This window comes from Paraburkholderia sp. EG286B, assembly GCF_040965655.1.
Taxonomy (GTDB): Bacteria; Pseudomonadota; Gammaproteobacteria; order Burkholderiales; family Burkholderiaceae; genus Paraburkholderia.
In genome coordinates this window covers 377,936-401,438 of the sequence record NZ_JBFRCF010000002.1, presented here as the reverse complement: position 1 = coordinate 401,438, position 23,503 = coordinate 377,936, and the positions used below count along the sequence as shown (strand labels likewise).

The window sequence follows — 23,503 nt, the reverse complement described above, 5'->3', positions numbered from 1 at the left end:
TAAAAAGCAGATCACACAGATGGCCTTACTGCAAATCTCCGAACCCGGCATGGCACCGGCGCCGCATCAGCGGCGACTCGCCGTCGGCATCGACCTCGGCACGACAAACTCGCTGGTCGCCGCGGTGCGCAGCGGCGTGCCCGACGTGCTGCCCGACGAAGACGGGCACGTGCTGCTGCCCTCGGTCGTGCGCTATCTCGCGAACGGCGGCCGGCGCATCGGCCGCACGGCGAAGGCGGAAGCCGCGACCGACCCGCGTAACACGATCGTGTCGGTCAAGCGCTTCATGGGCCGCGGCAAGTCCGACGTCGAAGGCGCGGCCAACGCGCCGTACGACTTCGTCGACGCGCCGGGCATGGTGCAAATCCAGACCATCGACGGCGTGAAGAGCCCCGTCGAGGTCTCGGCGGAAATTCTCGCGACGCTGCGCCAGCGCGCCGAAGACACGCTCGGCGACGAGCTCGTCGGCGCCGTCATCACGGTGCCGGCGTACTTCGACGAAGCGCAGCGCCAGGCGACCAAGGACGCCGCGCGTCTCGCGGGCCTGAACGTGCTGCGTCTGCTCAACGAGCCGACCGCGGCGGCAATCGCGTACGGGCTCGACAACGGCGCCGAAGGCCTCTACGCGGTCTACGACCTCGGCGGCGGCACCTTCGACCTGTCGATTCTCAAGCTTACGAAGGGCGTGTTCGAAGTGCTGGCGGCCGGCGGCGATTCGGCGCTCGGTGGCGATGATTTCGACCACGCGCTCTTTGCTTACGCGCTGGAGCAGTCCGGCATCGAACGCGCGACGCTCGCGCCCGAAGACGTGCGCCTGTTGCTCGACCGCGTGCGCGATGCGAAGGAAGCGCTCTCGTCCGCGCCCGAGGCGCGCATCGAGGCGACCCTGTCGAGCGGCCAGCCGATCGCGCTGACGATCGACGAGCCGCGCTTCGAAGCGCTCACGCAAGCGCTCGTGCAGCGCACGCTCACGCCGACGAAGAAGGCGCTGCGCGACGCGAAGGTCGCCGCGAAGGACGTGAAGGGCGTGGTGCTGGTTGGCGGCGCGACGCGCATGCCCGTGATCCGCCGCGCCGTGGAACAGCACTTCGGCCAGGCGCCGCTCACGAATCTGGACCCCGATCAGGTCGTCGCGCTCGGCGCGGCGATTCAGGCCGACCTGCTCGCGGGCAACCGCGGCGGCGAGGACGACTGGCTGCTGCTCGACGTCATTCCGCTGTCGCTCGGCGTGGAGACGATGGGGGGCCTCGTCGAGAAGATCATCCCGCGCAATTCGACCATCCCGGTCGCGCGTGCGCAGGACTTCACGACTTTCAAGGACGGCCAGACGGCCATGGCGATTCAAGTGGTGCAGGGCGAGCGCGAACTCGTCGCCGACTGCCGCTCGCTCGCGCGTTTCGAGCTGCGCGGCATTCCGCCGATGGCGGCGGGCGCGGCGCGCATTCGCGTGACTTACCAGGTGGATGCGGACGGTCTCTTGTCGGTGTTCGCGCGCGAGCAGCTCTCGGGCGTGGAAGCCTCGGTGGTGGTGAAGCCGTCCTACGGTCTCGCCGACGACGACGTGGCCCGCATGCTCGAAGACAGCTTCAAGACCGCCGAAGTCGACATGCGCGCCCGCGCGCTGCGCGAGGCGCAAGTCGAGGCGCAACGCATCATCGAAGCGACGAACGCCGCTTTGGGCGCCGACGGCGAACTGCTCGACGAAGCCGAGCGCGCGCAAGTCGACGCGTTGATCGCCGCGCTCGCGCAAGTTGCGCAGGGCGAGGACGCCGGCGCGATCGAAGCCGCCACCAAGGCACTGTCCGAGGGCACCGACGAGTTTGCGGCGCGCCGCATGGACAAGGGCATCAAGCGCGCGCTGGCCGGCAAGAAGCTCGACGAGATCGGCTAAAGGCGCGGCCAGGAGCGCGCCTGCAGTCTCAACAGCTTAAAGGCGAACGCGTCGTTAGCAAACGGCGCACGCGTGCGTGCTTTCCCGATGTGGCTGAGCGCGCACCGACAGTAGAATGGGCACATGCCGCCGTCGGAGGCGGGGCATGCGCCCGATATGAAAGTTATTGGATACGGAAATCACAATGCCTCAAATCGTGGTGCTGCCCCATGTCGAACTGTGCCCTGAAGGCGCGGTCATCGACGCCAAACCGGGTGAGAGCGTGTGCGACGCGCTGCTCGAACACGGTATCGAAATCGAGCACGCATGCGAGAAGTCGTGCGCCTGCACGACCTGTCACGTGATCGTGCGCGAAGGTTTCGATGCGCTCGTGCCGTCCGAGGAAGACGAAGACGATCTCCTCGACAAGGCGTGGGGCCTCGAGCCGACGTCGCGGCTGTCGTGTCAGGCACTCGTGCCCGAGAACGACGACCTGGTGGTCGAGATTCCGCGTTACTCGATCAACCACGCGAAAGAAAACCACTGAGCCACTGAACACCAGGAGGAGCGCGCAGCCATGAAATGGACCGATACGCAGGACATCGCGATGGCCTTGACGGACACCCATCCCGAAGTGGATCCGCAGTATGTGCGCTTCACCGATCTGCACCGCTGGATCACCCAGCTCGACGGTTTCGACGACGACCCCGAGCGCTCGAACGAGAAGATTCTCGAAGCGATCCAGGCTGCGTGGATCGAAGACGCGGACTACTGATTCCCGGCACGCCCGGCACAAGCAGACGAGAAAAAGGCGATTTGCCAGTACGGCAAATCGCCTTTTTTATTGCGCGGCCAGCGTCAGTGCAATCAACCCGCGACGAGCGTGCCGTTCTCCACGCGCACGCGCTCGCCTTGCTGGAACGGCGGCGCTTCGTGATACGTGAAGTAGCGCATCTTGCCGTTCTCCATGCGCACGCGCACAGAATAGGTCGTCGTGCTGCGCAGGTGCTTTTCGACCGAGTTGCCCGCGAAGCCGCCACCCAGTGCGCCAAGCAGCGTCATGGCCGTGCGGCCGTTACCCGAGCCGAACTGGTTGCCGACCACGCCGCCGGCCACCGCGCCGCCTACCGCGCCGATGCCGGTGCCGTGGCCTTCTTGCTTGACCGCGGAAATCGCGACGACCGTGCCGCACGTCGAACATGCGGGCTGGGCGGGCGGCGCTTCCTGGGCGTACTGCTGCTGCGCAGGCTGCGGCTGTTGGGCAGGCTGTTGACCATACTGCTGCGCCGGGGCGACGGGCACGGCCGCTTGCTGTTGAGCTTGTGTCGGCGCCGGCGCCTCTTGCGGCTCGGCGGGCGCATTCTGCCCGTTCTGCGCATATTGCGAGGCCTGCACCGGCTTCGTCGAGTCGACCACCTGCGGCTGGGAAGCCGTCATGGCCGTCTGGCCCGTCTGAACCTGGGCGCTCTGTTCGGCGGTGCTGGAAGCTTTCGGGAAAACGCCGGTGATGGCCGCCGTGGCCGCAAGGCTCGCGACGATGACGGCTGCCGCCGCGGTTGCGATCAGCGGATGGAGGCGGCGTTTCGGTGTGGTCGGATCGGTTGTGTTCATGACAGGCTCCGTCTTTGGCAGAGTTGGCTCTCTTGTGAGACCCAGTTTGAGCCAATCGAATTCTGTGAGCGTTTCAATTTGTAACCCCGCGCGGTGGGTGCGGGCCGACGCTGAGCGCGTGGTCGTCGCGCAGCGTTGCACAGCGCGGTTTTCCACAGGGGAGCAATTGATGTACCCGTCTCCGCCGCTGCGCCCGCCGGCAGATTTTACCGGTGGTTACAAATGTGTGCACTTCAGATGCCCCAACGGAAACGGGGCGCATACGGTGTGAACCGCATGCGCCCCGTCTTGTCAGGCAGTGTTCGGCTTAGTCTTCGCGGCGCAGGTGCGGGAAGAGGATCACGTCGCGGATGCTCGCGCTGTCCGTGAGCAGCATGATCAGACGGTCGATGCCGATGCCGCAGCCGCCCGTCGGAGGCATGCCGTATTCGAGCGCGCGGATGTAGTCGGCGTCGTAGAACATCGCTTCTTCGTCGCCGGCGTCCTTTTGCTCGACCTGCCTCTTGAAGCGCGCAGCCTGGTCTTCCGGATCGTTCAGCTCCGAGAAGCCGTTGGCGATCTCGCGGCCCGTGATGAACAGCTCGAAGCGCTCGGTGATGCCCGGCAGCGTGTCCGAAGCGCGCGCGAGCGGCGAGACTTCAACGGGGTAGTCGATGATATAGGTCGGCTCCCACAACTGCGACTCGGCCGTCTCTTCGAAGAGCGCCAGCTGCAGCGAACCCACGCCCGCGTTGAGGAATTGCGGCTGGTTCGCGTCCACGCCGAACTTCTTGAGTTCTGCGCGCAGGAAGGCGGCGTCGGCGAGCTGCTCGTTCGTGTATTGCGGCGCGTACTTCTGGATCGCCTGCACGATCGTCAAGCGATGGAACGGCTTCGAGAGGTCGAGTTCACGGCCCTGATACGTCAGTACGGCGGTGCCGCTCGCGTCGATGGCGGCCTGGCGGATCAGCTGCTCGGTGAAGTCCATGAGCCACGCGTAGTCGGTGTACGCGGCATAGAACTCCATCATCGTGAATTCCGGATTGTGACGCGGCGAAACGCCTTCGTTACGGAAATTCCGGTTGATCTCGAACACGCGCTCGAAGCCGCCCACGACCAGACGCTTCAGATAAAGCTCGGGCGCGATGCGCATGAACATCTGCATGTCGAGCGCGTTGTGGTGCGTGACGAACGGCTTGGCGGCCGCGCCGCCCGGGATCGGGTGCAGCATCGGCGTTTCGACTTCCATGAAGCCCGAGTCGGCCATGAAGCGGCGCACCGACGAGATCGCCTTGGTGCGCGCCTGGAAGGTCTGACGCGCTTCCGGCGTGACGATCAGGTCGACGTAGCGCTGGCGATAGCGCATTTCCTGGTCGGCGAGGCCGTGGAACTTGTCCGGCAGCGGACGCAGCGCCTTCGAGAGCAGACGCAGTTCCGTGCAGCGCACCGAAAGCTCGCCCTTGTTGGTGCGGAACAGCACACCCCTGGCCGCGACGATGTCGCCGAGGTCCCACTTCTTGAACGCGTCGTAGGTTGCCTCGCCCACGTCGGCGGGCGTGATGAAGAACTGGATCTGGCCCGAGCCGTCGCGCACCGTGGCGAAGCTCGCCTTGCCCATCACGCGCTTGAGCATCATGCGGCCGGCGATCGCCACTTCGAGCGGATTCGCTTCGAGCGCGTCCTTGTCGGTGTCGGCGTAGTCGCGCGCGAGGTCGGCGGCGTGGTGGGTCGGGCGGAAGTCGTTCGGATAGGCGACGCCTGCCTCGCGCAGCGCGCGCAGTTTCTCGCGGCGCTCGGCGATGATCTGGTTGTCGTCGAGTTCGGGCGCGGCGCTGGGCGCGTTCTGCTGGGTCGGTTCGGTCATGATGGCTCGGAGTTCTTTGATTCGCAGGTGTTTCGGCGAGTTTTCGGGGCTGCGGCCCCGGCATGGTCCTTCGCGGGACACGGCGCGCATTGCGCGCAGATAAGCGGACTTCGGTTCCCGCTGCGCGTCGCGCGCCTCGCAGTCGAGGCGGGCGGCGCAGCAGGAGAGGGCGGCATGCGGTGAACTGCTGCGCCCGTGGCGTGCGGCAAGCTTACACGCCCTGTTTCAGGCTCGCGCTGATAAAGGCGTCGAGATCGCCGTCGAGCACGGCTTTGGTGTTGCTGATTTCGACGTTGGTGCGCAGATCCTTGATCCGGCTGTTGTCGAGCACGTAGGAGCGGATCTGGTGACCCCAGCCCACGTCCGACTTGCCCGCTTCGAGCTTGTCCTGTTCCGACTGGCGCTTGCGCATTTCGGCTTCGTACAGGCGCGACTTCAGCATGGCCATGGCTTCGGCGCGGTTGCGGTGCTGCGAGCGGTCGTTCTGGCACTGCACGACGATGCCCGACGGCACGTGCGTGATACGCACGGCGGAGTCGGTCTTGTTGATGTGCTGACCGCCCGCACCCGACGCGCGGTACGTGTCGATGCGCAGATCGGCCGGATTGACTTCGATCTCGAACGAGTCGTCGATTTCCGGATACACGAACACCGACGAGAACGACGTATGACGCCCGCCCGACGAGTCGAACGGCGACTTGCGCACGAGGCGGTGAATGCCGGTTTCGGTACGCAGGAAGCCGTAGGCGTATTCGCCTTCGACCTTGATCGTCGCGCTCTTGATGCCGGCCACGTCGCCTTCGGATTCTTCGAGCACTTCGGTCTTGAATCCCTTGCGCTCGCAGTAGCGCACGTACTGGCGCAGCAGCATGGACGCCCAGTCGCAGGCCTCGGTGCCGCCGGCGCCGGCCTGGATGTCGATGAACGCGTTGTTCGGGTCGGCCGGATTCGCGAACATGCGGCGGAACTCGACGTCGGCTACGCGCGCTTCGATCGCGTGAGCGTCGGTTTCGATGGCGACGAGCGTGTCTTCATCGCCTTCCTCGCGGGCCATCTCGAAGAGGTCCTGGGTGTCGCGCGTGTCGTTCTCGATGCCGTCGAGCACGTGCACTACGCCCTCGAGCAGCTTCTTTTCCTTGCCGAGACCCTGGGCGTGCTTGGAGTCGTTCCAGACGTTGGGGTCTTCGAGTTCGCTGTTGACTTCGACGAGCCGTCGGGCTTTTACGTCGTAGTCAAAGATACCCCCGTAGCTCGCCCGCGCGCGTGCGCAGGTCCGCCAAAAGGGCTTCGATCGCGTTGAGACGTTCCGCTTCCATTTGTGTCGTGATCCGGCGTGTAAAACATTGAATTATAGCCGATTGGACCCGGATCAAGGGTGGCGCGGGTGCTTCGGGCGGCCCGCGCTTTCAGCGCAACGTGCCGTTCGAAGCGGGTTTAGAGCGCGGCGTGCTCCACCACGAGTTGCACGCGCGACACGCCGTTCCATGTGTCGCGCACGAGCCGGTAGGCGACCGTGGTGTGCTGCGGCAGCGACTCCGTGTGATTGAACCAGATCGCGTTGAAGCGCTGGCGCCCGCGCAGCAGTTGCAGCTTGAGATGCTTGTCCTTCACGAGCGCCTGCGAGGCCACCTCGAATTCGCCCGAGAAGACGGGCGCCGGGAAGCCCTGGCCCCACACGGCGGCGTCGAGCATCTCGACGAAATCGGGCGTGAAGTAGGCGTCTTCGAGATCGCCGTCGGTTTCGACCGTGCGCGCGAGGGCCTCTTCGGTGAGCCACTCGCGGCCCACGCGCTCGAAGGCGGCGGCAAAGCGCGGCACGTCGGCGGCGGCGATCGTCATGCCCGCGGCCATGGCGTGACCGCCGAACTTCTGGATCAGACCGGGCTCGCGCTTGCTGATCAGATCGACCGCGTCGCGCAGATGAAAACCGGGGATCGAACGGCCCGAGCCCTTCACGAGTGCGCCGTCGTCATCGGCAGGCGCGAAGGTGAACGAGGGGCGGTGGAAGCGCTCCTTGAGTCGTCCCGCGACGATGCCGATCACGCCCTGGTGCCAGCTCTCGTTGAACAGCGTGAGCGTGGCCTTGCCTTGCGGATCGACGTCGGCGAGATCGGCGAGCGCCTGTTGCTGCATGCCGGCTTCGATCTCGCGGCGTTCGCGGTTCATGCCGTCGAGCTGCTGCGCAAGCTCCCAGGCGCGGCCCACGTCGTCGGTGGTCAGGCACTCGATGCCGAGCGACATGTCCGAGAGCCGGCCGGCCGCATTCAGGCGCGGCCCGAGCGCGAAGCCGAAGTCGAAGCCCGACGCGCTTTTCGCGTCCCGGCCCGCAGCGCGGAAGAGCGCCGCGATGCCCGGCTGCATGCGGCCGTTGCGCACGCGCTGCAAGCCTTGCGCGACGAGCACGCGGTTGTTGCAGTCGAGCTTCACGACGTCGGCGACGGTGCCGAGCGCGACGAGATCGAGCAGGCCGTCGAGGCGCGGCTCTGGCTTGCCATCGCTGAACGCGCCGCGCTTGCGCAGCTCCGCGCGCAACGCGAGCAGCGTGTAGAACATCACGCCCACGCCCGCGATGCACTTGCTCGGAAACTCGCAGCCCGGCTGGTTCGGATTGACGATGGCGCGCGCGTCGGGGAGCGTGTCGCCGGGCAGGTGGTGGTCGGTCACGAGCACCTCGATGCCGAGCGCGTTGGCGGCTTCGACGCCTTCCACGCTGGCGATGCCGTTGTCCACCGTGATCAGGACGTCGGGTGGCCCGCCCTTGCGTTGCGCGGCGAGTGCGACGATCTCGGGCGTGAGGCCGTAGCCATACTCGAAGCGGTTCGGCACCAGATAGTCGATCTGTGCGCCGAACATGCGCAGGCCTCGCACGGCCACGGCGCAGGCCGTCGCGCCGTCGCAGTCGTAGTCGGCGACCACGAGCATGCGGCACTCGGCTTCGAGCGCGTCGGCGAGCAGTTCGGCGGCCTCGTCGAGGCCCTTCATGCCTGTGGGCGGGATGAGGCGCGCGAGGCCGGTTTCGATCTCGTCGGGCTGGCAAACGCCGCGCGAGGCGTAGAGGCGCGCGAGCACCGGATGCAGGCCGTGGCGCACGAGCGCTTCGGTGTCGGCGGGCGAGCAGGCGCGGGTGACGATTCGGGTCATGCGTGAGCGCGGAAGAAAGAAGTCATTCGGGGATCATTCGATAAAGAGCGACGCGAACAGGCGGCGTCGCCAGAACTTGCGCAGATCGCCGCGCGTGATGGACAGCGTGACCGAGCCGGTGTCGCCGCACAGCGTGAGCTCGAGCGCGGCGAGCGCGCCCGTTTGCAGCGCCGTGAGCGCGGGCGCGAACCAGTCGCGCTCCAGTTGAGCGAAGGCGGCGTTCCAGCGGCCCCAGTCCTGCTGGATGAAGGCCGCCGAGAACGGATCGAGCTCGACGAGCGTCGCGCCCGTGCCCGCACCGTTGTTGAGCGCAGCTGCGAGCGCAGCGAAGGTCGCGGGCGCGGCGCCGACTTCCGCCTTTGCGGCGAGCGCCAGGCCGCGCGTGGCGGCCGCATCGGAGCGCACGCGCGCATAGGGGCTCGTGACGGTGCGCAGCGCGCCCTGGGCGTGGAACCAGATCGAATTGACGGCGGGCAGGCCGCGCGCTTCGCGGGCCTCGTTCACAGGATGCTCGAACCACGCCATCTGCACTTCGTTCTGCACCTTCATCCAGGCACGCGAACGCTGGCCCGAATGGGCCTCGTGCGGCAGCCAGATCTCGATGTTGCGGCCGCTCGCGCGCAAGGGCGATGCGCCCGCGAGCGTGCCGAACGCTTCCGACGAGAGATACCAGCGCTGCGGCGTGGGGGCCTCGATGCGCACGCCCAGTTCTTCGATCAGCGGACGGGCGACGGTGTAGAGCGTGGCGGCGTCGGCGTCGGCGAGTTCCAGCGAGGCGGGGTCGATCAGCACCAGGTGATCGTGAGCGATGCGCACGTGCACGGGCTGCACGCACGCCCACGTGGCGTCGCCGGGCGTGCCGCCGTCGGCGAGCAGCATGTAGGGCGCAAGCGGCGCTTCGTCGTCGGCGGCCGGCGGTTGTGCGTTATTTGCGCTCGCCGGACCGAGCGCGCCGAACTGGCGCGCGACCCAGCGCTCGTGCGGCAGCGTACGCTGGAAGTCTTCGCCGATCACCTGCTCGCCGAGTGTCGCGCGCGCAACCAGTTTCGCGAGCGCCGGGTATTCGAGGCCCGCGAGCGCGGTGGAGGCGGCCGCCGCGGACGGCAAGGCAAAGGGGACGAGGAGATGGAGTCGGTCGGCGGGCATGATGGTGCGCATTGTACTTCGGCGCTTCGTGCGCCGGGCGGCCCTCGGGCGCGCCGCAACGGTATCGCGTCGACCCGTTATGCTGGCGCTGCGGCACTTGTGGGCGAATTGCGGCTCGAAGCAGAGGGCGGGCGGACGCCTCGCCGGGTAGCGGTTCTCACGCGCGAAAGTGCGTGGGGAACTTCGTCGAATATCCGTGACCCGCCGCCAGTGTGGCAAACTTCGCGGTTGATCGCCGCCCGACCCGGCACGATATTCTCCGGCCGTCCGGCGCACTGGCCCCAGGGTCAATACGGCGCCGGAGCGCAACGAAGACGCAAAAGGATTCGCTTGAAACTTCCCTACGAATGGCAGATAGGCTGGCGCTACACCCGCGCCGGCAAACGCACGACCGGCAACGGGTTCATCTCGTTCATCGCGCTCATATCGATGTCGGGCATCGCGCTCGGCGTCGCGGCGCTGATCGTCGTGCTCTCGGTGATGAACGGCTTCCAGCGTGACGTGCGCGACCGCATGCTTTCCGTGCTCGCGCACATCGAGATCTTTTCGCCCACCGGCACGATGCCTGACTGGCAGCTCACCGCGAAGGAAGCGAAGACCAATCCCGAAGTCATTGGCGCGGCGCCTTACGTGGACGCCCAGGCGCTGCTCACGCGCGGCGACAGCGTCAACGGCGTCGCGCTGCGCGGCATCGAGCCTTCCGAGGAGCCGCAGGTTTCGGACATCGGCCGGGAAATGAAGGCGGGCAGCCTGAACGACCTCACGCCCGGCAGCTTCGGCATCGTGCTCGGCGCGGATCTCGCCGTGAACCTGGGCGTGACGGTGGGCGACAAGGTCACGCTCGTCGCGCCCGAGGGTTCGATCACGCCGGCCGGCATGCTACCGCGCCTGAAGCAGTTCACGGTGATGGGCGTGTTCGAGTCGGGCCACTACGAGTACGACAGCACGCTCGCGCTCGTCAATATCCGCGACGCCGAAGTGCTCTATCGCCTCGGCGCGCCAAGCGGCGTGCGTCTGCGCCTGAAGGACATGCAGCGCGCGCCGGCGGTGGCGCGCCAGCTCGTGCATACGCTCTCCGGCGACCTCTATATCCGCGACTGGACGCAGCAGAACAAGACCTGGTTCTCGGCCGTGCAGATCGAAAAACGCATGATGTTCATCATTCTCACGCTCATCATCGCGGTCGCGGCGTTCAATCTCGTTTCGTCTCTCGTCATGACCGTCACCAACAAGCAGGCCGATATCGCGATCCTGCGCACGCTCGGCGCGCAGCCGGGCTCGATCATGAAGATCTTCGTCGTGCAGGGCGTGACGATCGGCTTCGTGGGCACGGCCATCGGCATCGCGCTCGGTTGCCTGATCGCATGGAGCATTCCATGGAGCGTGCCGGCGATCGAGCATCTGCTCGGCATTCAGTTCCTGCCGCCTTCGGTTTATTTCATCAGCGAGCTGCCTTCGGAACTCGTGCCTTCCGACGTGATCCGCATCGGCGTGATCGCCTTCGTGCTGTCCGCGCTCGCCACGCTCTATCCGAGCTGGCGCGCGGCCAAGGTTCGTCCTGCGGAGGCGCTGCGCTATGAATGACCGTCAATCGCTGATCGCCGCGGCTGGCGATTATCCGTACGTGCTCGAAGCGCACGGTGTCTCGAAGGTGTTTGGCCAGGGCCCGCTTGCCGTGCAGGTACTGCACGACACCGATCTGAAAGTGAAGCGCGGCGAGAAGCTCGCCGTGGTGGGCGCGTCGGGCTCGGGCAAGAGCACGCTGCTGCACGTGCTCGGTGGACTCGACGAGCCGGGCGCGGGCAAGGTCTCGGTGCTCGGCAAGCCGTTCACCGAGCTGTCCGAGCGCGAGCGCAACGAACTCCGCAATCGCGCGCTGGGCTTCGTCTATCAGTTCCACCATCTGCTGCCGGAGTTTTCGGCGCTCGACAACGTGGCGATGCCGCTGCGCATTCGCCGCATGACGCAGGAAGACGCGCGTGCCGAGGCGATGCAGATCCTCGAGCGCGTGGGCCTCTCGCATCGCGCGCGCAACCGGCCGGGCGAGCTGTCGGGCGGCGAGCGCCAGCGCGTGGCGATCGCGCGCGCGCTCGTGACGAAACCTGCATGCGTGCTCGCCGACGAGCCCACAGGCAACCTCGACGGTGCGACAGCGGATAACGTCTTCAACCTGATGCTCGAACTCTCCGACCAGTTCGATACGAGCTTCGTGATCGTCACGCACGATGCCGACCTCGCGGCGCGTTGCGACCGCATCGTGCGCCTGCGCGACGGCATGCTGCACGAGGAACCGGTCGTGCCGGTCTGAGCCTTCCCGCGAGCGAGCGCCATGTGGATCGATACGCACTGCCATCTCGATGCCGCCGAATTCGACGCCGACCGCGACGCGGTCGCGTTGGCGGCGCGCGCGGCGGGCGTGTCGCGCATCGTGATCCCGGCGGTGGCGCGCGAGAACTTCGAAGTGGTGCGCGCGCTCGCGCACCGCACCCCGGGCGCGGTCTACGCACTCGGCATTCACCCGCTCTATACGCCGCAGGCGCGCGACGAAGACCTTGAAGTGTTGCGCCGCGAGATCGAGGTGAGTCTCGATGATCCGCGCTTCGTCGGCATCGGCGAGATCGGGCTCGATTACTTCGTGACGGGCCTCGACGAGGCCCGTCAACAGCACTTCTACGATGCCCAGCTGCGCCTTGCGCGCGAGTTCGGCTTGCCGGCGATCTGCCATGTGCGCAAGTCGCAGGACCAGGTGCTCAAGGGGCTGCGCCGCAACGGCGTGAAAAGCGGCATCGCGCATGCGTTCAACGGCAGCTTCCAGCAGGCGCGAGCGTTCATCGATCAAGGGATGCATCTGGGCTTCGGCGGCAATGTGACGTTCGAGCGCGCGCTGCAGATTCGCAGGCTCGCGCAGCAGTTGCCGCTCGAGGCCATCGTCATGGAAACCGATGCGCCGGATATCTCGCCTGCCTGGCTCTATCGCGCGCGCAACACGCCCGATCAGGTGCCGCGTATCGGCGCCGTGCTCGCGGGCTTGCGGGGCTTGAGTCCCGAGGAACTCGCACTTGGCACGACGGCTAACGCGGCGGCTGCGCTGCCGCGGCTCGCGCTTTCGTCTGCATAATCGTTTCCAGGGTGGCATGCACGGCGTGCATCTGGCGCGGCGCGATTGACGCGGTCCGGGCATTGAGCCCCCTCGTTGCGAGGAGGCGGGATGCGGGCAATTTGGTGCGGGTTTGCGCTGGGCGTGATTGTGTTGCAGCGACAGGCGGCGTTGCCGGGGTGGGGCGCGTGGGTCGCGCTCGTTCTGGCAAGCGTGCTTGCGGCGGCGTGGGCGGCATGGGCGCTGGGCGCCGCGCCGCCGGCGGACGAATCTCACGAAGCGGCGCGCCGGGTGTTCGGCTTGGCTTGCGGGCGACGCTGGCGTATGGCGCTCGGCTGGGCGGCGGTGTGGCTTGCGGCCGGATGCGCGGGCTTTGGCTACGCGGCGTGGCGCGCCGAAACGCGGCTTGCTGAGGCGCTTCCCGCTGCCTGGCAGGCGCGCAACATCACCATCACCGGCTATATCTCCAGCTTGCCTTCTTACGGCGCGAACGGCGCAAGCTTCCTCTTTCGTGTCGAATCCTGGGCAACGCACAAAGCCGCTGCGCCGCTACCGCATTTGATTCAACTGTCGTGGGTGGCGCGCGAAGCGCCGCTGCCGCCGCTCGTGCCCGGCGCGCGCTGGCGCCTCGCCGTGCGGCTCAAACGCCCGCATGGCAACGGCAACTTCGGCCTGCGCGATACGGAAGTCGCGCTGCTCGCGCGCGGCGTGCGCGCCGTCGGCTACGTGAGCGATCCCGGGCATGCCGTGCGTCTGCCCGTTGACGCCAGCGGCATCGGCGTGCGCATCGAGCGGGCGCGTGCCGCGCTGCGTGCGCGCATCGACGCGGTGCTCGGCGACGCGCCGCATCGCGGCATCGTCATTGCGCTCGCCACCGGCGCGCAGGACGCGATTAGCGACACGGACAGGCGTCTCATGCGCAATACGGGCACGAGCCATCTGGTGGCGATCTCCGGGCTGCATCTCGCGTTCGTCGCGGGGCTCGCCGGGGGGGGCGCGGGCGCACTGTGGCGGCGCGCCCGCTGGCGCGGCGTCGAGGCGCCGCTCATCGTGCCCGCGCAGAAGGTAGCCGTTGCGGGCGCGTTGCTGGCGGCGGGCGTCTATGCCGCGCTCGCCGGCTTCAACGTGCCGGTGCAGCGCGCGCTCTGGATGCTGGCGGTCGTTGCGCTCGCGCTGTGCGCCGGGCGCGAGGTCGCGCGCTCGCACGTGCTGGCGTGGGCGCTCGGGCTCGTGCTGCTGCGCGATCCGTGGGCGGTGACGGCAGCCGGATTCTGGCTCTCGTTTTGCGCGGTCGCAGCGATCCTCTTCGCAGCGAGTGGCGTGCCGCGCTTGCACAGGGACGCGCCGCAAGATGTTGCCGCGGACGCAGCCGATGCGATGCGCGAGCGAACTGAGCCACTAGTGGAGCCAACCGCGCGCGGCGGCTGGCTTCGACGTCTCGCCGCCATCGCCTATCCACCGGGGGGCTGGCGTGGCGCGATGCGACGTCTCGCGTCACGCCTTTGCGATGGCGCTCGCGTGCAGTGGGCCGTGACGCTGGCGCTCGCGCCGCTCACGGTCTACTGGTTCGCGCAAATACCGCTCATCGGTCCGATCGCCAATGCCTTTGCGATTCCCTGGGTGAGCATGCTCGTCGCGCCGCTGGTGATCGCGAGCGCGGCGATGCCCGCGCCGATCGACGCCCTCGCGCTGCGCGCGGCGCATATCTGCCTCGACTGGCTCGTTGTGGCGCTGAGCGCGCTGGAGGGCTTGCCGTGGGCGGTTTTGCGGCTGCCGCAACCCGGGGCGTGGCCGCTCGCCAGTGCAGCCGTGGGCGTCGCCTGGTGGCTTGCGCCGCGCGGCTGGCCGCTGCGCTGGATCGCGCCTTTCACGTGGCTGCCGCTACTGGTGCCCGCGCCCACGGGGCCGCCGCCGGGCGCTTTCCGGCTCACGGCGCTCGACATCGGGCAGGGCACGTCGGTGCTGGTCGAAACGGCCCGGCATCGCCTGCTGTTCGACGCGGGCCCGGGCCCCGAATCGACCCAGGCGGGCGAGCGCATCGTCGTGCCGTATCTGCAGGCGCACGGCATAGGGCGCCTCGACGCGCTGATGATCAGCCACGACGACTCCGATCATGCGGGCGGCGCACAAGCCGTGCTCGATGCCGTCGACGTAGGGGCATTCGTGGCGGCCGTTCTGCCCGCGCATCCGCTGTGGGCGAGCGCGCGTATGAAGGGCGCGCAGACCGTGCAGTGCGCCGCCGGCCAGCGCTGGCGATGGGACGGCGTCGACTTCGAGGTGCTGTGGCCCGACCCCGGGCCGCTCGCGGGCAAACCCAATGCGCATTGCTGCGTCCTGCGGGTGACGGCGGCGGCGGCCAGCGCCGCGTCCGACGCACAGGCAGCGCCGGTATCCGCGCTGATCGCCGCCGACATCGAAGCGGGCGGCGAGCGCACGCTGGTCGCGCGCGACCGCGGGCGGCTGCGCGCACAGCTACTGGTGGTGCCGCACCATGGCAGCCGCAGCTCGTCGACTGAACCGTTCCTCGATTCTGTCTGGCCGCTCGTCGCGATATTTCAGGTAGGCTATCTGAACCGCTTTCATCACCCGCATCCGGGCGTCTACGCGCGCTACGCGGCCCGCCAGATCGTGCTCGCTCGCAGCGACGCGCATGGCGCCGTGCGCGTCGAGGCGCGACCCGGCGCACTCGCCGTCGAGCGCTTTCGCGATACGCAGCGGCGCTACTGGATGGACCCGCCTACGCAGGACTGACGTGCCGGGCCGCTAGCAGCGTGAAGGAAAGCGCGCACGACGAAAGAGATCAACAAAATAGAGAGACACGCCGCCTTTGAAAAACGTCATCCATTTCTCGCACGCGAACGGCTTTCCGGCCTCGACGTATCGCACGTTCTTCGCCGAACTGGGCGACAACTACGAGCTGCGCTACATCGAGCGCATCGGGCACGACGCGCGCTTTCCCGTCACCCGCGACTGGCCGCATCTCGTCGAGCAACTGCTCGACGACATCGGCCGCACCTACGAGGAGCCCGTGTGGCTCGTCGGCCATTCGCTCGGCGGCTATCTGTCGCTGATGGCCGCGCTGAAAAAACCGCAGTGGGTCAAGGGCGTCGTGATGCTCGATTCGCCGGTGATCGCGGGCTGGCGCAGCAGCATGCTGCGGGTCTCGCAGTGGACCGGCCTCGACGAGCGCCTGTCGCCAGCCGTCGCCACGCGCACGCGCCGCACGGACTGGGCGAGCCGCGACGAGGCCTGGCGGCATTTCCATTCGAAGGCGGCGTTCGCGCGTTGGGACGAGCGCGTGCTTTCCGACTATGTGGACTTCGGCATTCCTCAGACTTCGGTCGACGGCGGCCGCACGCTCGCCTTCGACCGCCAGACCGAATACATGATCTACCGCACGCTGCCGCACACGCTCGGCGCGCGACTCGCGCACGGCTCGCCCGTGCCGGTGAGCTTCCTCGCGGGCACGCAGTCGCGCGAAGTCCGCCAGGTCGGGCTTGCGGCAACTCGGCGCATCGCCGGCGAGCGCTTCGAGTGGATCGAGGGCAGTCATCTGTATCCGATGGAGCGTCCGATCGAGACCGCGCGCGCGGTGCAGCGCATGCTTTACGCCATGGAAAACGGAGCCTGAGCGGCCGCTTTCCGGCGCGGTTGCTTGCGGGGCAGGGTGGAGCGCGGGGCGACGCGTCGCGCATCGCGTTCGACCCATATTCGGCTCGCTCAAAATTCAGGGTTAGCCCTTGCTTTCAGGTATAATCCGTTTTTCCCGCGAGCATCCAGCGATGACCAAATATGTTTTCGTCACCGGCGGCGTAGTTTCCTCCCTTGGCAAGGGTATTGCCGCCGCCTCCCTCGCCGCGATCCTCGAATCGCGCGGTCTGAAAGTCACCCTCCTCAAGCTCGATCCCTACATCAACGTCGACCCCGGCACGATGAGCCCGTTTCAACACGGCGAAGTGTTCGTGACGGAAGACGGAGCGGAAACCGACCTCGACCTCGGCCACTATGAGCGCTTCATCACCACGAAGATGCGCAAGGCCAACAACTTCACCACGGGCCAGATCTACGAATCGGTGATCCGCAAGGAACGCCGCGGCGACTATCTGGGCAAGACCGTGCAGGTCATTCCGCACATCACGAACGAAATCCAGGCATTCATCGAGCGCGGCGCCGCATCGGCGACCTGCGGTGAGCCGGATGTCGCGATCGTCGAAGTGGGCGGCACGGTGGGCGACATCGAGTCGCTGCCGTTCCTCGAGGCCGCGCGTCAGATGAGCCTGCGCCTTGGCCGCAACAGCGCGTGCTTCGTGCACCTCACGCTGGTGCCGTTCATCGCGACGGCGGGTGAGCTCAAGACCAAGCCCACGCAGCACAGCGTGCAGAAGCTGCGCGAAATCGGTATCTATCCGAACGTGCTGCTGTGCCGCGCCGACCGCCGCATCCCCGACGACGAGCGCTCGAAGATCTCGATGTTCTCGAACGTGCCCGAAGACGCCGTGATCTCGGTGTGGGACGCCGACAGCATCTACAAGATCCCGCAGATGCTGCACGACCAGGGCCTCGACTCGATCGTCTGCGACGAACTGAAGCTCTCCGCCAAGCCGGCCGATCTGTCGATCTGGGCGGAAATGGTCGAGAAGCTCGAGCATCCGAAGCACGAAGTCACGATCGGCATGGTCGGCAAGTACGTCGACCTGACCGAGTCGTACAAGTCGCTCATCGAAGCGCTGCGCCACGCGTCGATCAAGACCTCGGCGAAGGTGAACATCGAGTACATCGACTCCGAGCAGATCGACGAAGAGGGTGTCGAGAGCCTCAAGCATCTCGACGCGATCCTCGTGCCGGGCGGTTTCGGCCGTCGCGGCACAGAAGGCAAGATCAAGGCCATCCAGTACGCTCGCGAAGCGAAGGTGCCGTACCTCGGCATCTGCCTCGGCATGCAGCTCGCCGTGATCGAATTCGCGCGCGACGTGGTGGGCCTGAAGCACGCGAACAGCACGGAATTCGATCCGGACACGCCCGACCGCGTCGTGGCGCTCATCACCGAATGGGCCGACCGCGAAGGCAAGGTCGAGAAGCGCACCGAAGACTCGGACCTCGGCGGCACGATGCGCCTCGGTTCGCAGCGCTGCCCGATCAAGCCCGGCACGCTCGCGGCAGAAATCTATGGCAAGGACGTGAACGAGCGTCACCGTCACCGTTATGAAGTCAATAACGGCTACGTGCCCAAGCTCGAAGCCGGCGGCCTTATCATCAGCGCCCGTACGCCGACCGAAGACCTGCCGGAAATGATGGAACTGCCGCGCGACATGCACCCGTGGTTCGTCGGCGTCCAGTTCCACCCGGAATTCACGTCCACGCCGCGTGACGGCCATCCGCTCTTCAAGGCGTATGTCGAAGCGGCAGTCGCGCACCATGAGGCGCGCGCCGAGGAGAAAGCATGAATCTGTGCGGTTTCGAGGTAGGCCTCGACAAGCCGTTCTTCCTGATCGCAGGCACCTGTGTCGTCGAATCCGAACAGATGACGATCGACACGGCGGGCCGCCTGAAGGAAATCACGTCGAAGCTCGGCATTCCGTTCATCTACAAGTCGTCTTACGACAAGGCCAATCGTTCGAGCGGCAAGTCGTTTCGCGGCCTCGGGATGGACGAGGGCCTGCGCATCCTTTCCGAAGTGAAGCGTCAGCTCGGCTTGCCCGTGCTGACCGACGTGCACACGGAAGAAGAGATCGGGCCCGTGGCTTCGGTCGTGGACGTGCTGCAAACGCCCGCGTTCCTGTGCCGCCAGACCGACTTCATCCATGCGTGCGCGCGCTCGGGCAAGCCTGTGAACATCAAGAAAGGCCAGTTCCTCGCGCCGCACGACATGAAGAACGTGATCGACAAGGCCCGCGAAGCCGCGCGTGAGGCGGGTCTTTCCGAAGACCGCTTCTTCGCCTGCGAGCGCGGTGTTTCGTTCGGTTACAACAACCTCGTCTCGGACATGCGCTCGCTCGCTATCATGCGCGAGACGGGTGCGCCGGTCGTGATGGACGTGACCCACTCGGTGCAGTTGCCGGGCGGGCAGGGCACGAGCTCGGGCGGTCAGCGCGAATTCGTGCCGGTGCTGGCCCGCGCGGCCGTCGCCACGGGCGTGGCGGGTCTCTTCATGGAGACGCACCCGAACCCCGCGCAGGCCAAGTCCGACGGCCCGAACGCCGTGCCGCTGAACCGCATGGCCGACCTGCTCGAAACCCTCGTGACGCTCGATCAGGCGGTCAAGCGCACGCCGTTCCTCGAGAACGACTTCAGCTGAGCAGGGAATTACGTAGTACGGCGCGCCGCTTCGATTGCATGAGCGGCGCGATGGAGGAGCAGCGCGGCGCACCGCACCGCGCTCGATGTACAAGGCAGCGTGGCAGCGCATCGGTCACGGGAACGTGAGCCTCGCGCTGCGGCAAGTTGAACCTGGCGAGCACGCAGCCTGTCCCATGTGACGGTGTGCCCCGAACGAGCATAGAAACTGTGCCTCGCGGGCCGATGCAGCAGGCGGCGCAGCTCGCGCAAGAATTACTGTCATTTCCTGAGGAAACCATGAGTGCAATCGTAGATATCATCGGTCGCGAGATTCTGGATTCGCGCGGCAATCCCACCGTCGAATGCGACGTGCTGCTCGAATCGGGCACGATGGGCCGCGCGGCAGTGCCATCGGGCGCATCCACGGGCTCGCGCGAAGCGATCGAACTGCGCGACGGCGAAGCCGGCCGCTACAACGGCAAGGGCGTGCTGAAGGCCGTCGAGCACATCAACACCGAAATCTCCGAGGCGATCATGGGCCTCGACGCGTCGGAACAAGCCTTCCTCGACAAGACCCTGCTCGAGCTCGACGGCACCGACAACAAGTCGCGCCTCGGCGCAAACGCCATGCTGGCCGTTTCGATGGCCGTGGCGAAGGCCGCCGCTGAAGAAGCCGGCCTGCCGCTGTACCGCTACTTCGGCGGCTCGGGCGCGATGCAACTGCCGGTGCCGATGATGAACATCGTCAACGGCGGCGCGCACGCGAACAACAGCCTGGACATCCAGGAATTCATGATCGTGCCGGTGAGCCAGCCGACCTTCCGCGAAGCGCTGCGTTGCGGCGCGGAAGTGTTCCACGCGCTCAAGAAGATCCTCTCGGATCGCGGCATGAGCACGGCAGTGGGCGACGAAGGCGGCTTCGCGCCGAACTTCGGCAGCAACGACGAGTGCCTCTCGACCATCCTGCAAGCCATTGAAAAGGCTGGCTACCGCGCCGGTGAAGACGTGCTGCTCGCGCTCGACTGCGCAGCGAGCGAGTTCTACCACGACGGCAAGTACCAGCTCGCGGGCGAAGGCCTGCAACTGTCGTCGGCCGAATTCGCCGACTACCTCGCGACGCTCGCCGACAAGTTCCCGATCGTTTCGATCGAAGACGGCATGCACGAAAGCGACTGGGCCGGCTGGAAGCTCCTGACCGACAAGCTCGGCAAGAAGGTCCAGCTCGTGGGCGACGACCTGTTCGTCACCAACACGCGCATCCTGAAGGAAGGCATCGAGAAGGGCATCGCCAACTCGATCCTGATCAAGATCAACCAGATCGGCACGCTGACGGAAACCTTCGCGGCCATCGAAATGGCCAAGCGCGCGGGTTACACGGCCGTGATCTCGCACCGCTCGGGCGAAACCGAAGACTCGACGATCGCCGACATCGCCGTGGGCCTGAACGCGGGTCAGATCAAGACCGGTTCGCTCTCGCGCAGCGACCGCATCGCGAAGTACAACCAGCTGCTGCGCATCGAGGAAGATCTCGGTGATATCGCCAGCTACCCGGGCAAGTCGGCGTTCTATAACCTCCGCTAAGCGGACCCAGCGCCGGCAGCAGCCTTGCTGTCACCCTCCGTCATCTCTCTCCGCCGCCCTGCGTATAGCGCAGGGCGGCGTGTATTTATCCGGCACCTTTCATGCGGCTTGTCACTGTCGTTCTGATCATCCTGCTCGTGCTGATCCAGTATCCGCTCTGGTGGGGCCATGGTGGTTGGCTGCGTGTCCACGAACTGCAGCAGCAACTCGCGCAGCAGCAAAAGCAGAACGACGACGAGAAACTGCGCAACGAACGCATAGCGGGCGAAGTGCAGGATCTGCAGAACGGCACGGCGGCGGTCGAGGAGCGGGCCCGCTATGAGATGGGCATGGTGAAGGACAGCGAGGTGTTCGTGCAGTTCGTCTCGCCGAACCAGACGCCGCCGGTTACGCCGAGCGGTTCGTCGAATACCTCGACGCGCGGCGAGATGTCGGCGGCGCCGGTGAGGGTGGTGCCGAACCCCGTTTCGCGTGTGCCGGAGAAGAAACACGGGCACGCGAAGGAAGCGAAGAAGGCGGGTTGAGCGGTCCGCTTGCGCCGAGCAGGCGAGCAAGCCAGGAGCAAACAAAAAGGCGCGGCATTGAGCCGCGCCTTTTTTTGTTCTGAGCGTTCACGTCGCGAAGCCGCGCGATCACCAGCCCCAACCTGGATAGCCGTAGCCAATCCCGGTACCCCAGCCGTGCCCCCAGCCGCCGCTGTAATAGCTGCCGTAGACGGAGACCGGCGGCGCATACGCGCGCGACCAGGCTTGTGCGGCAGCTTCCGCAGCCATGGCGTTGTCCTGCTCGGCGAGTACCTGACGGTCGATCGCGTCGTAGCGTGCCTTCTCGTCGGGCGTGAGCACGGGCGCGTTGGCCGGGAGGCCCGACTGCGCCGGGGGCAGCCGGCTGTAGATTGGCGACGGGCCCGGCGGGTCCATCATGCAGCCGCTCGTCGACGCAACGGCCGCGCCGAGCGTTGTGAGTACGAGCAACGCGCTCACGCGCGGCATGCGCTCGCGTAGTGGACGTGCGAAGGGACGTATGAAGCGCTTGTTCTTGATCATGCTCTCTCCATCTGTCGGACGCCTAAGCAATTTGCGATGAAGGCAGCGCCGCATTTCAACACGGTTCCCGGTCCTGCCTGCGTGCCGCTGCGCGGGGCGGCGACGCAACTCGCGTTGCGCCGCCTCGGTGTTATCGCCTCAATGTGCCCTTGTGCGCCTCAGGTTGCTTCAGTGGCGACGCTCCGCGGCGGGGCTCACGCTTTCTGAGAGCCCCGTCACGGCAAAAAGTTGCGCCACATCCACAGGGTCGAACTCATAGCGCTGATTGCAGTAGTCGCAATGAATCTCGACATGACCGCGTTCCTCGATCACGCCGTCGACTTCCTCGCGGCCCAGCATCTTGAGCATCGCGCCCACCTTCTCGCGCGAGCACGAACACTGGAAACGCGGCGCAAGCGGCTCGAAGTGACGGACGTTCTCCTGCCAGAAGAGGCGGCGGAACAGCGTCTCGCCGTCTTCCTTGAGCATTTCGTCGCGCGTGAGCGTGCTGCCGAGCGTGCAGACACGCTCCCACGTATCGAGGTCGTGCTCGCCCTGGTGCGGCACGATCCCGCCGTCGCCCGGCAGTTTCTGCAGCAGCATGCCGACCGCGCGGTCGTCGTTGGCGGCGAGCCACAGGCGCGAGTCGAGCTGTTCCGAGTGATGCATGTAATGCTCGAGCACGGCGGCGATCGACTTGAGCGGGCCGTCTTCGCCATTCAGCGGCACGATGCCCTGGTAGGGCTGCTGGCCCGGCTGCTTTTTCGCGGGATCGAGCGTGATCACGCAGCGGCCCTGGCCGTCCGGATTGACGAGGTCGGCGAACGTGAGTTCCTCGCCGAGCGGCAGGGCGTTCTCGCCCGTGAAGTCTTCGCCGAGGCGGGCGGTGGCGCGCATCGTCAGATCCGAGCCGCACTGCACGACCAGCATCTTCACGGGGCCGTCGCCGAAGATCTGCATGATCAGCGTGCCGTCGAACTTGAGATTCGCCGAGAGCAGCGAGCACGCCGCCATCATCTCGCCGAGCACCGTGCGCACGGGCGCCGGATACTGGCGGCGCTTGAGCACTTCCTGCCACGTGTTGCCCAGCGAGACGATCTCGCCGCGCACCGGCGCGGCGCTGAACATGAATTTTTGCAACTGGTCGTTCACAATCTTTTCCTTCGTTTCAATCGGGGCGGCGCGGCCCGCGCCGCACACGGCGAGAGCGTGCTCTCAACCGATGCGCACGAGCTGCGCCTTGAAATATTCGCGGCGCTGCGCGTAGACATCCGCGTTGCGCTTGAGGCCGGCGATGTCGGCCTCGGTCAGTTCGCGCACGACCTTGGCCGGCGCGCCGAGAATCAGCGAGTTGTCGGGGAACACCTTGCCTTCCGTGACCACCGCACCCGCGCCAACCAGACAGTTGCGGCCGATGACCGCGCCATTCAAGACCACGGCCTGAATGCCGATCAGCGCGCCTTCCTTCACGGTGCAGCCGTGCAGCATGGCCTGATGGCCCACGGTCACGTTCGCTTCGAGCGTGAGCGGGTAGCCGGGGTCCGTGTGGAGCACCGCGCCTTCCTGAACGTTGCTGCGCGCGCCGACGGTGATCGGCTCGTTGTCGCCGCGCAGCGTCGCGCCGAACCAGACGCTCGAGTCTTCGGCCAGTTCGACCTTGCCGATGACGGTCGCGTTGTCCGCGACGAACACGCTTTCGTGAATGGTCGGTGCGGCTTCGCCAAGCTTGTAGATGGCCACGGTGTTGAGTCTCCTGTGTCTTTCGGGGCTGCTGCCGGTCTGCGGGCGACGCGCAACGGCTGCGCACGACGCGAGGCAGGTGAATCGCGTATTGTAAACGGTTGCGTGCGCGGTCCGCTTGGGGGCTTTTCGGGCGCCCCCGCGCGACAGTTTTCCACTCCCGCTTTTCGGTC

The 23,503-nt window shown here is 66.6% G+C and carries 20 protein-coding genes; 12 read left to right on the top strand and 8 right to left on the bottom strand.

Translation table 11 applies throughout. The annotated features are described in order from the left end of the window. Positions 1-19 precede the first annotated feature (19 nt). From hscA to iscX, 3 genes are all read left to right on the top strand, one after another. Positions 20-1,891, top strand: a complete 1,872-nt coding sequence (hscA, locus tag AB4Y42_RS05180; RefSeq protein WP_368693555.1) for a Fe-S protein assembly chaperone HscA — start codon at positions 20-22, stop codon at positions 1,889-1,891. Between the two features lie 184 nt (positions 1,892-2,075). After that, the gene (gene fdx / locus AB4Y42_RS05175; RefSeq protein WP_028204169.1) at positions 2,076-2,417 is read left to right on the top strand and encodes an ISC system 2Fe-2S type ferredoxin; all 342 of its coding nucleotides are present in this window, start codon (positions 2,076-2,078) and stop codon (positions 2,415-2,417) included. 30 nt (positions 2,418-2,447) lie between these two features. Next, a complete protein-coding gene (gene iscX, locus AB4Y42_RS05170; protein WP_028204168.1) occupies positions 2,448-2,645 on the top strand; it encodes a Fe-S cluster assembly protein IscX in 198 nt (65 codons plus the stop codon). A 92-nt stretch (positions 2,646-2,737) separates the two neighbouring features. Here iscX and AB4Y42_RS05165 read toward each other — a convergent pair whose 3' ends face one another. From AB4Y42_RS05165 to AB4Y42_RS05145, 5 genes are all read right to left on the bottom strand, one after another. Next, positions 2,738-3,481, bottom strand: a complete 744-nt coding sequence (locus AB4Y42_RS05165) for a glycine zipper 2TM domain-containing protein (protein WP_368693554.1) — start codon at positions 3,479-3,481, stop codon at positions 2,738-2,740. A 307-nt stretch (positions 3,482-3,788) separates the two neighbouring features. Continuing rightward, positions 3,789-5,324, bottom strand: a complete 1,536-nt coding sequence (lysS, locus tag AB4Y42_RS05160; RefSeq protein ID WP_368693553.1) for a lysine--tRNA ligase — start codon at positions 5,322-5,324, stop codon at positions 3,789-3,791. A 211-nt stretch (positions 5,325-5,535) separates the two neighbouring features. After that, positions 5,536-6,640 (bottom strand): peptide chain release factor 2 gene (gene prfB, locus AB4Y42_RS05155; RefSeq protein ID WP_342945887.1). Its coding sequence is split into 2 segments (ribosomal slippage): positions 5,536-6,558 and positions 6,560-6,640, totalling 1,104 coding nucleotides; the frame shifts between segments, so codons are not numbered across the junction. A 118-nt stretch (positions 6,641-6,758) separates the two neighbouring features. Next, complete coding sequence (recJ, locus tag AB4Y42_RS05150; RefSeq protein ID WP_368693552.1) at positions 6,759-8,465, bottom strand: single-stranded-DNA-specific exonuclease RecJ; 1,707 nt, start codon at positions 8,463-8,465, stop codon at positions 6,759-6,761. A 33-nt stretch (positions 8,466-8,498) separates the two neighbouring features. After that, positions 8,499-9,623, bottom strand: a complete 1,125-nt coding sequence (locus AB4Y42_RS05145) for a regulator (protein WP_368693551.1) — start codon at positions 9,621-9,623, stop codon at positions 8,499-8,501. A 318-nt stretch (positions 9,624-9,941) separates the two neighbouring features. Between AB4Y42_RS05145 and AB4Y42_RS05140 the strand changes: the two genes are divergently transcribed. The 9 genes from AB4Y42_RS05140 (at position 9,942) to ftsB (ending at position 21,089) form a co-directional block, all read left to right on the top strand. Continuing rightward, positions 9,942-11,195 carry a lipoprotein-releasing ABC transporter permease subunit gene (locus tag AB4Y42_RS05140; protein WP_368686208.1) on the top strand — a complete coding sequence of 418 codons (1,254 nt, stop codon included), beginning with the start codon at positions 9,942-9,944 and terminating at the stop codon, positions 11,193-11,195. Beyond that, positions 11,188-11,919 carry a lipoprotein-releasing ABC transporter ATP-binding protein LolD gene (gene lolD, locus AB4Y42_RS05135; RefSeq protein WP_368686207.1) on the top strand — a complete coding sequence of 244 codons (732 nt, stop codon included), beginning with the start codon at positions 11,188-11,190 and terminating at the stop codon, positions 11,917-11,919. Before AB4Y42_RS05140 ends, lolD begins: the two co-directional genes overlap by 8 nt. Before the next feature lie 21 nt (positions 11,920-11,940). After that, positions 11,941-12,729 (top strand): TatD family hydrolase, encoded by a 789-nt coding sequence (locus tag AB4Y42_RS05130; protein WP_368686206.1) that lies wholly within the window; start codon positions 11,941-11,943, stop codon positions 12,727-12,729. A 90-nt stretch (positions 12,730-12,819) separates the two neighbouring features. After that, positions 12,820-15,459 (top strand): ComEC/Rec2 family competence protein, encoded by a 2,640-nt coding sequence (locus tag AB4Y42_RS05125; RefSeq protein ID WP_368693550.1) that lies wholly within the window; start codon positions 12,820-12,822, stop codon positions 15,457-15,459. 76 nt (positions 15,460-15,535) lie between these two features. Beyond that, positions 15,536-16,339 (top strand): alpha/beta fold hydrolase, encoded by an 804-nt coding sequence (locus tag AB4Y42_RS05120; RefSeq protein ID WP_368686204.1) that lies wholly within the window; start codon positions 15,536-15,538, stop codon positions 16,337-16,339. Positions 16,340-16,490: 151 nt separating this feature from the next. Next, a complete protein-coding gene (locus AB4Y42_RS05115) occupies positions 16,491-18,152 on the top strand; it encodes a CTP synthase (protein ID WP_069265538.1) in 1,662 nt (553 codons plus the stop codon). After that, the gene (gene kdsA, locus AB4Y42_RS05110; protein WP_069265539.1) at positions 18,149-19,003 is read left to right on the top strand and encodes a 3-deoxy-8-phosphooctulonate synthase; all 855 of its coding nucleotides are present in this window, start codon (positions 18,149-18,151) and stop codon (positions 19,001-19,003) included. The genes AB4Y42_RS05115 and kdsA overlap by 4 nt, the downstream gene beginning before the upstream one ends. A gap of 278 nt (positions 19,004-19,281) precedes the next feature. After that, on the top strand, positions 19,282-20,565 hold the full coding sequence (eno, locus tag AB4Y42_RS05105) for a phosphopyruvate hydratase (RefSeq protein WP_368693549.1): 1,284 nt from the start codon (positions 19,282-19,284) through the stop codon (positions 20,563-20,565). A gap of 101 nt (positions 20,566-20,666) precedes the next feature. Next, the gene (gene ftsB / locus AB4Y42_RS05100; RefSeq protein ID WP_324160854.1) at positions 20,667-21,089 is read left to right on the top strand and encodes a cell division protein FtsB; all 423 of its coding nucleotides are present in this window, start codon (positions 20,667-20,669) and stop codon (positions 21,087-21,089) included. Between the two features lie 108 nt (positions 21,090-21,197). Here ftsB and AB4Y42_RS05095 read toward each other — a convergent pair whose 3' ends face one another. From AB4Y42_RS05095 to AB4Y42_RS05085, 3 genes are all read right to left on the bottom strand, one after another. Beyond that, positions 21,198-21,557 carry a hypothetical protein gene (locus AB4Y42_RS05095; protein WP_368686345.1) on the bottom strand — a complete coding sequence of 120 codons (360 nt, stop codon included), beginning with the start codon at positions 21,555-21,557 and terminating at the stop codon, positions 21,198-21,200. A gap of 222 nt (positions 21,558-21,779) precedes the next feature. After that, on the bottom strand, positions 21,780-22,742 hold the full coding sequence (gene hslO, locus AB4Y42_RS05090; RefSeq protein ID WP_368686203.1) for an Hsp33 family molecular chaperone HslO: 963 nt from the start codon (positions 22,740-22,742) through the stop codon (positions 21,780-21,782). A 63-nt stretch (positions 22,743-22,805) separates the two neighbouring features. Then, positions 22,806-23,330, bottom strand: a complete 525-nt coding sequence (locus tag AB4Y42_RS05085; RefSeq protein WP_322029757.1) for a gamma carbonic anhydrase family protein — start codon at positions 23,328-23,330, stop codon at positions 22,806-22,808. Between the last annotated feature and the right edge of the window lie 173 nt (positions 23,331-23,503).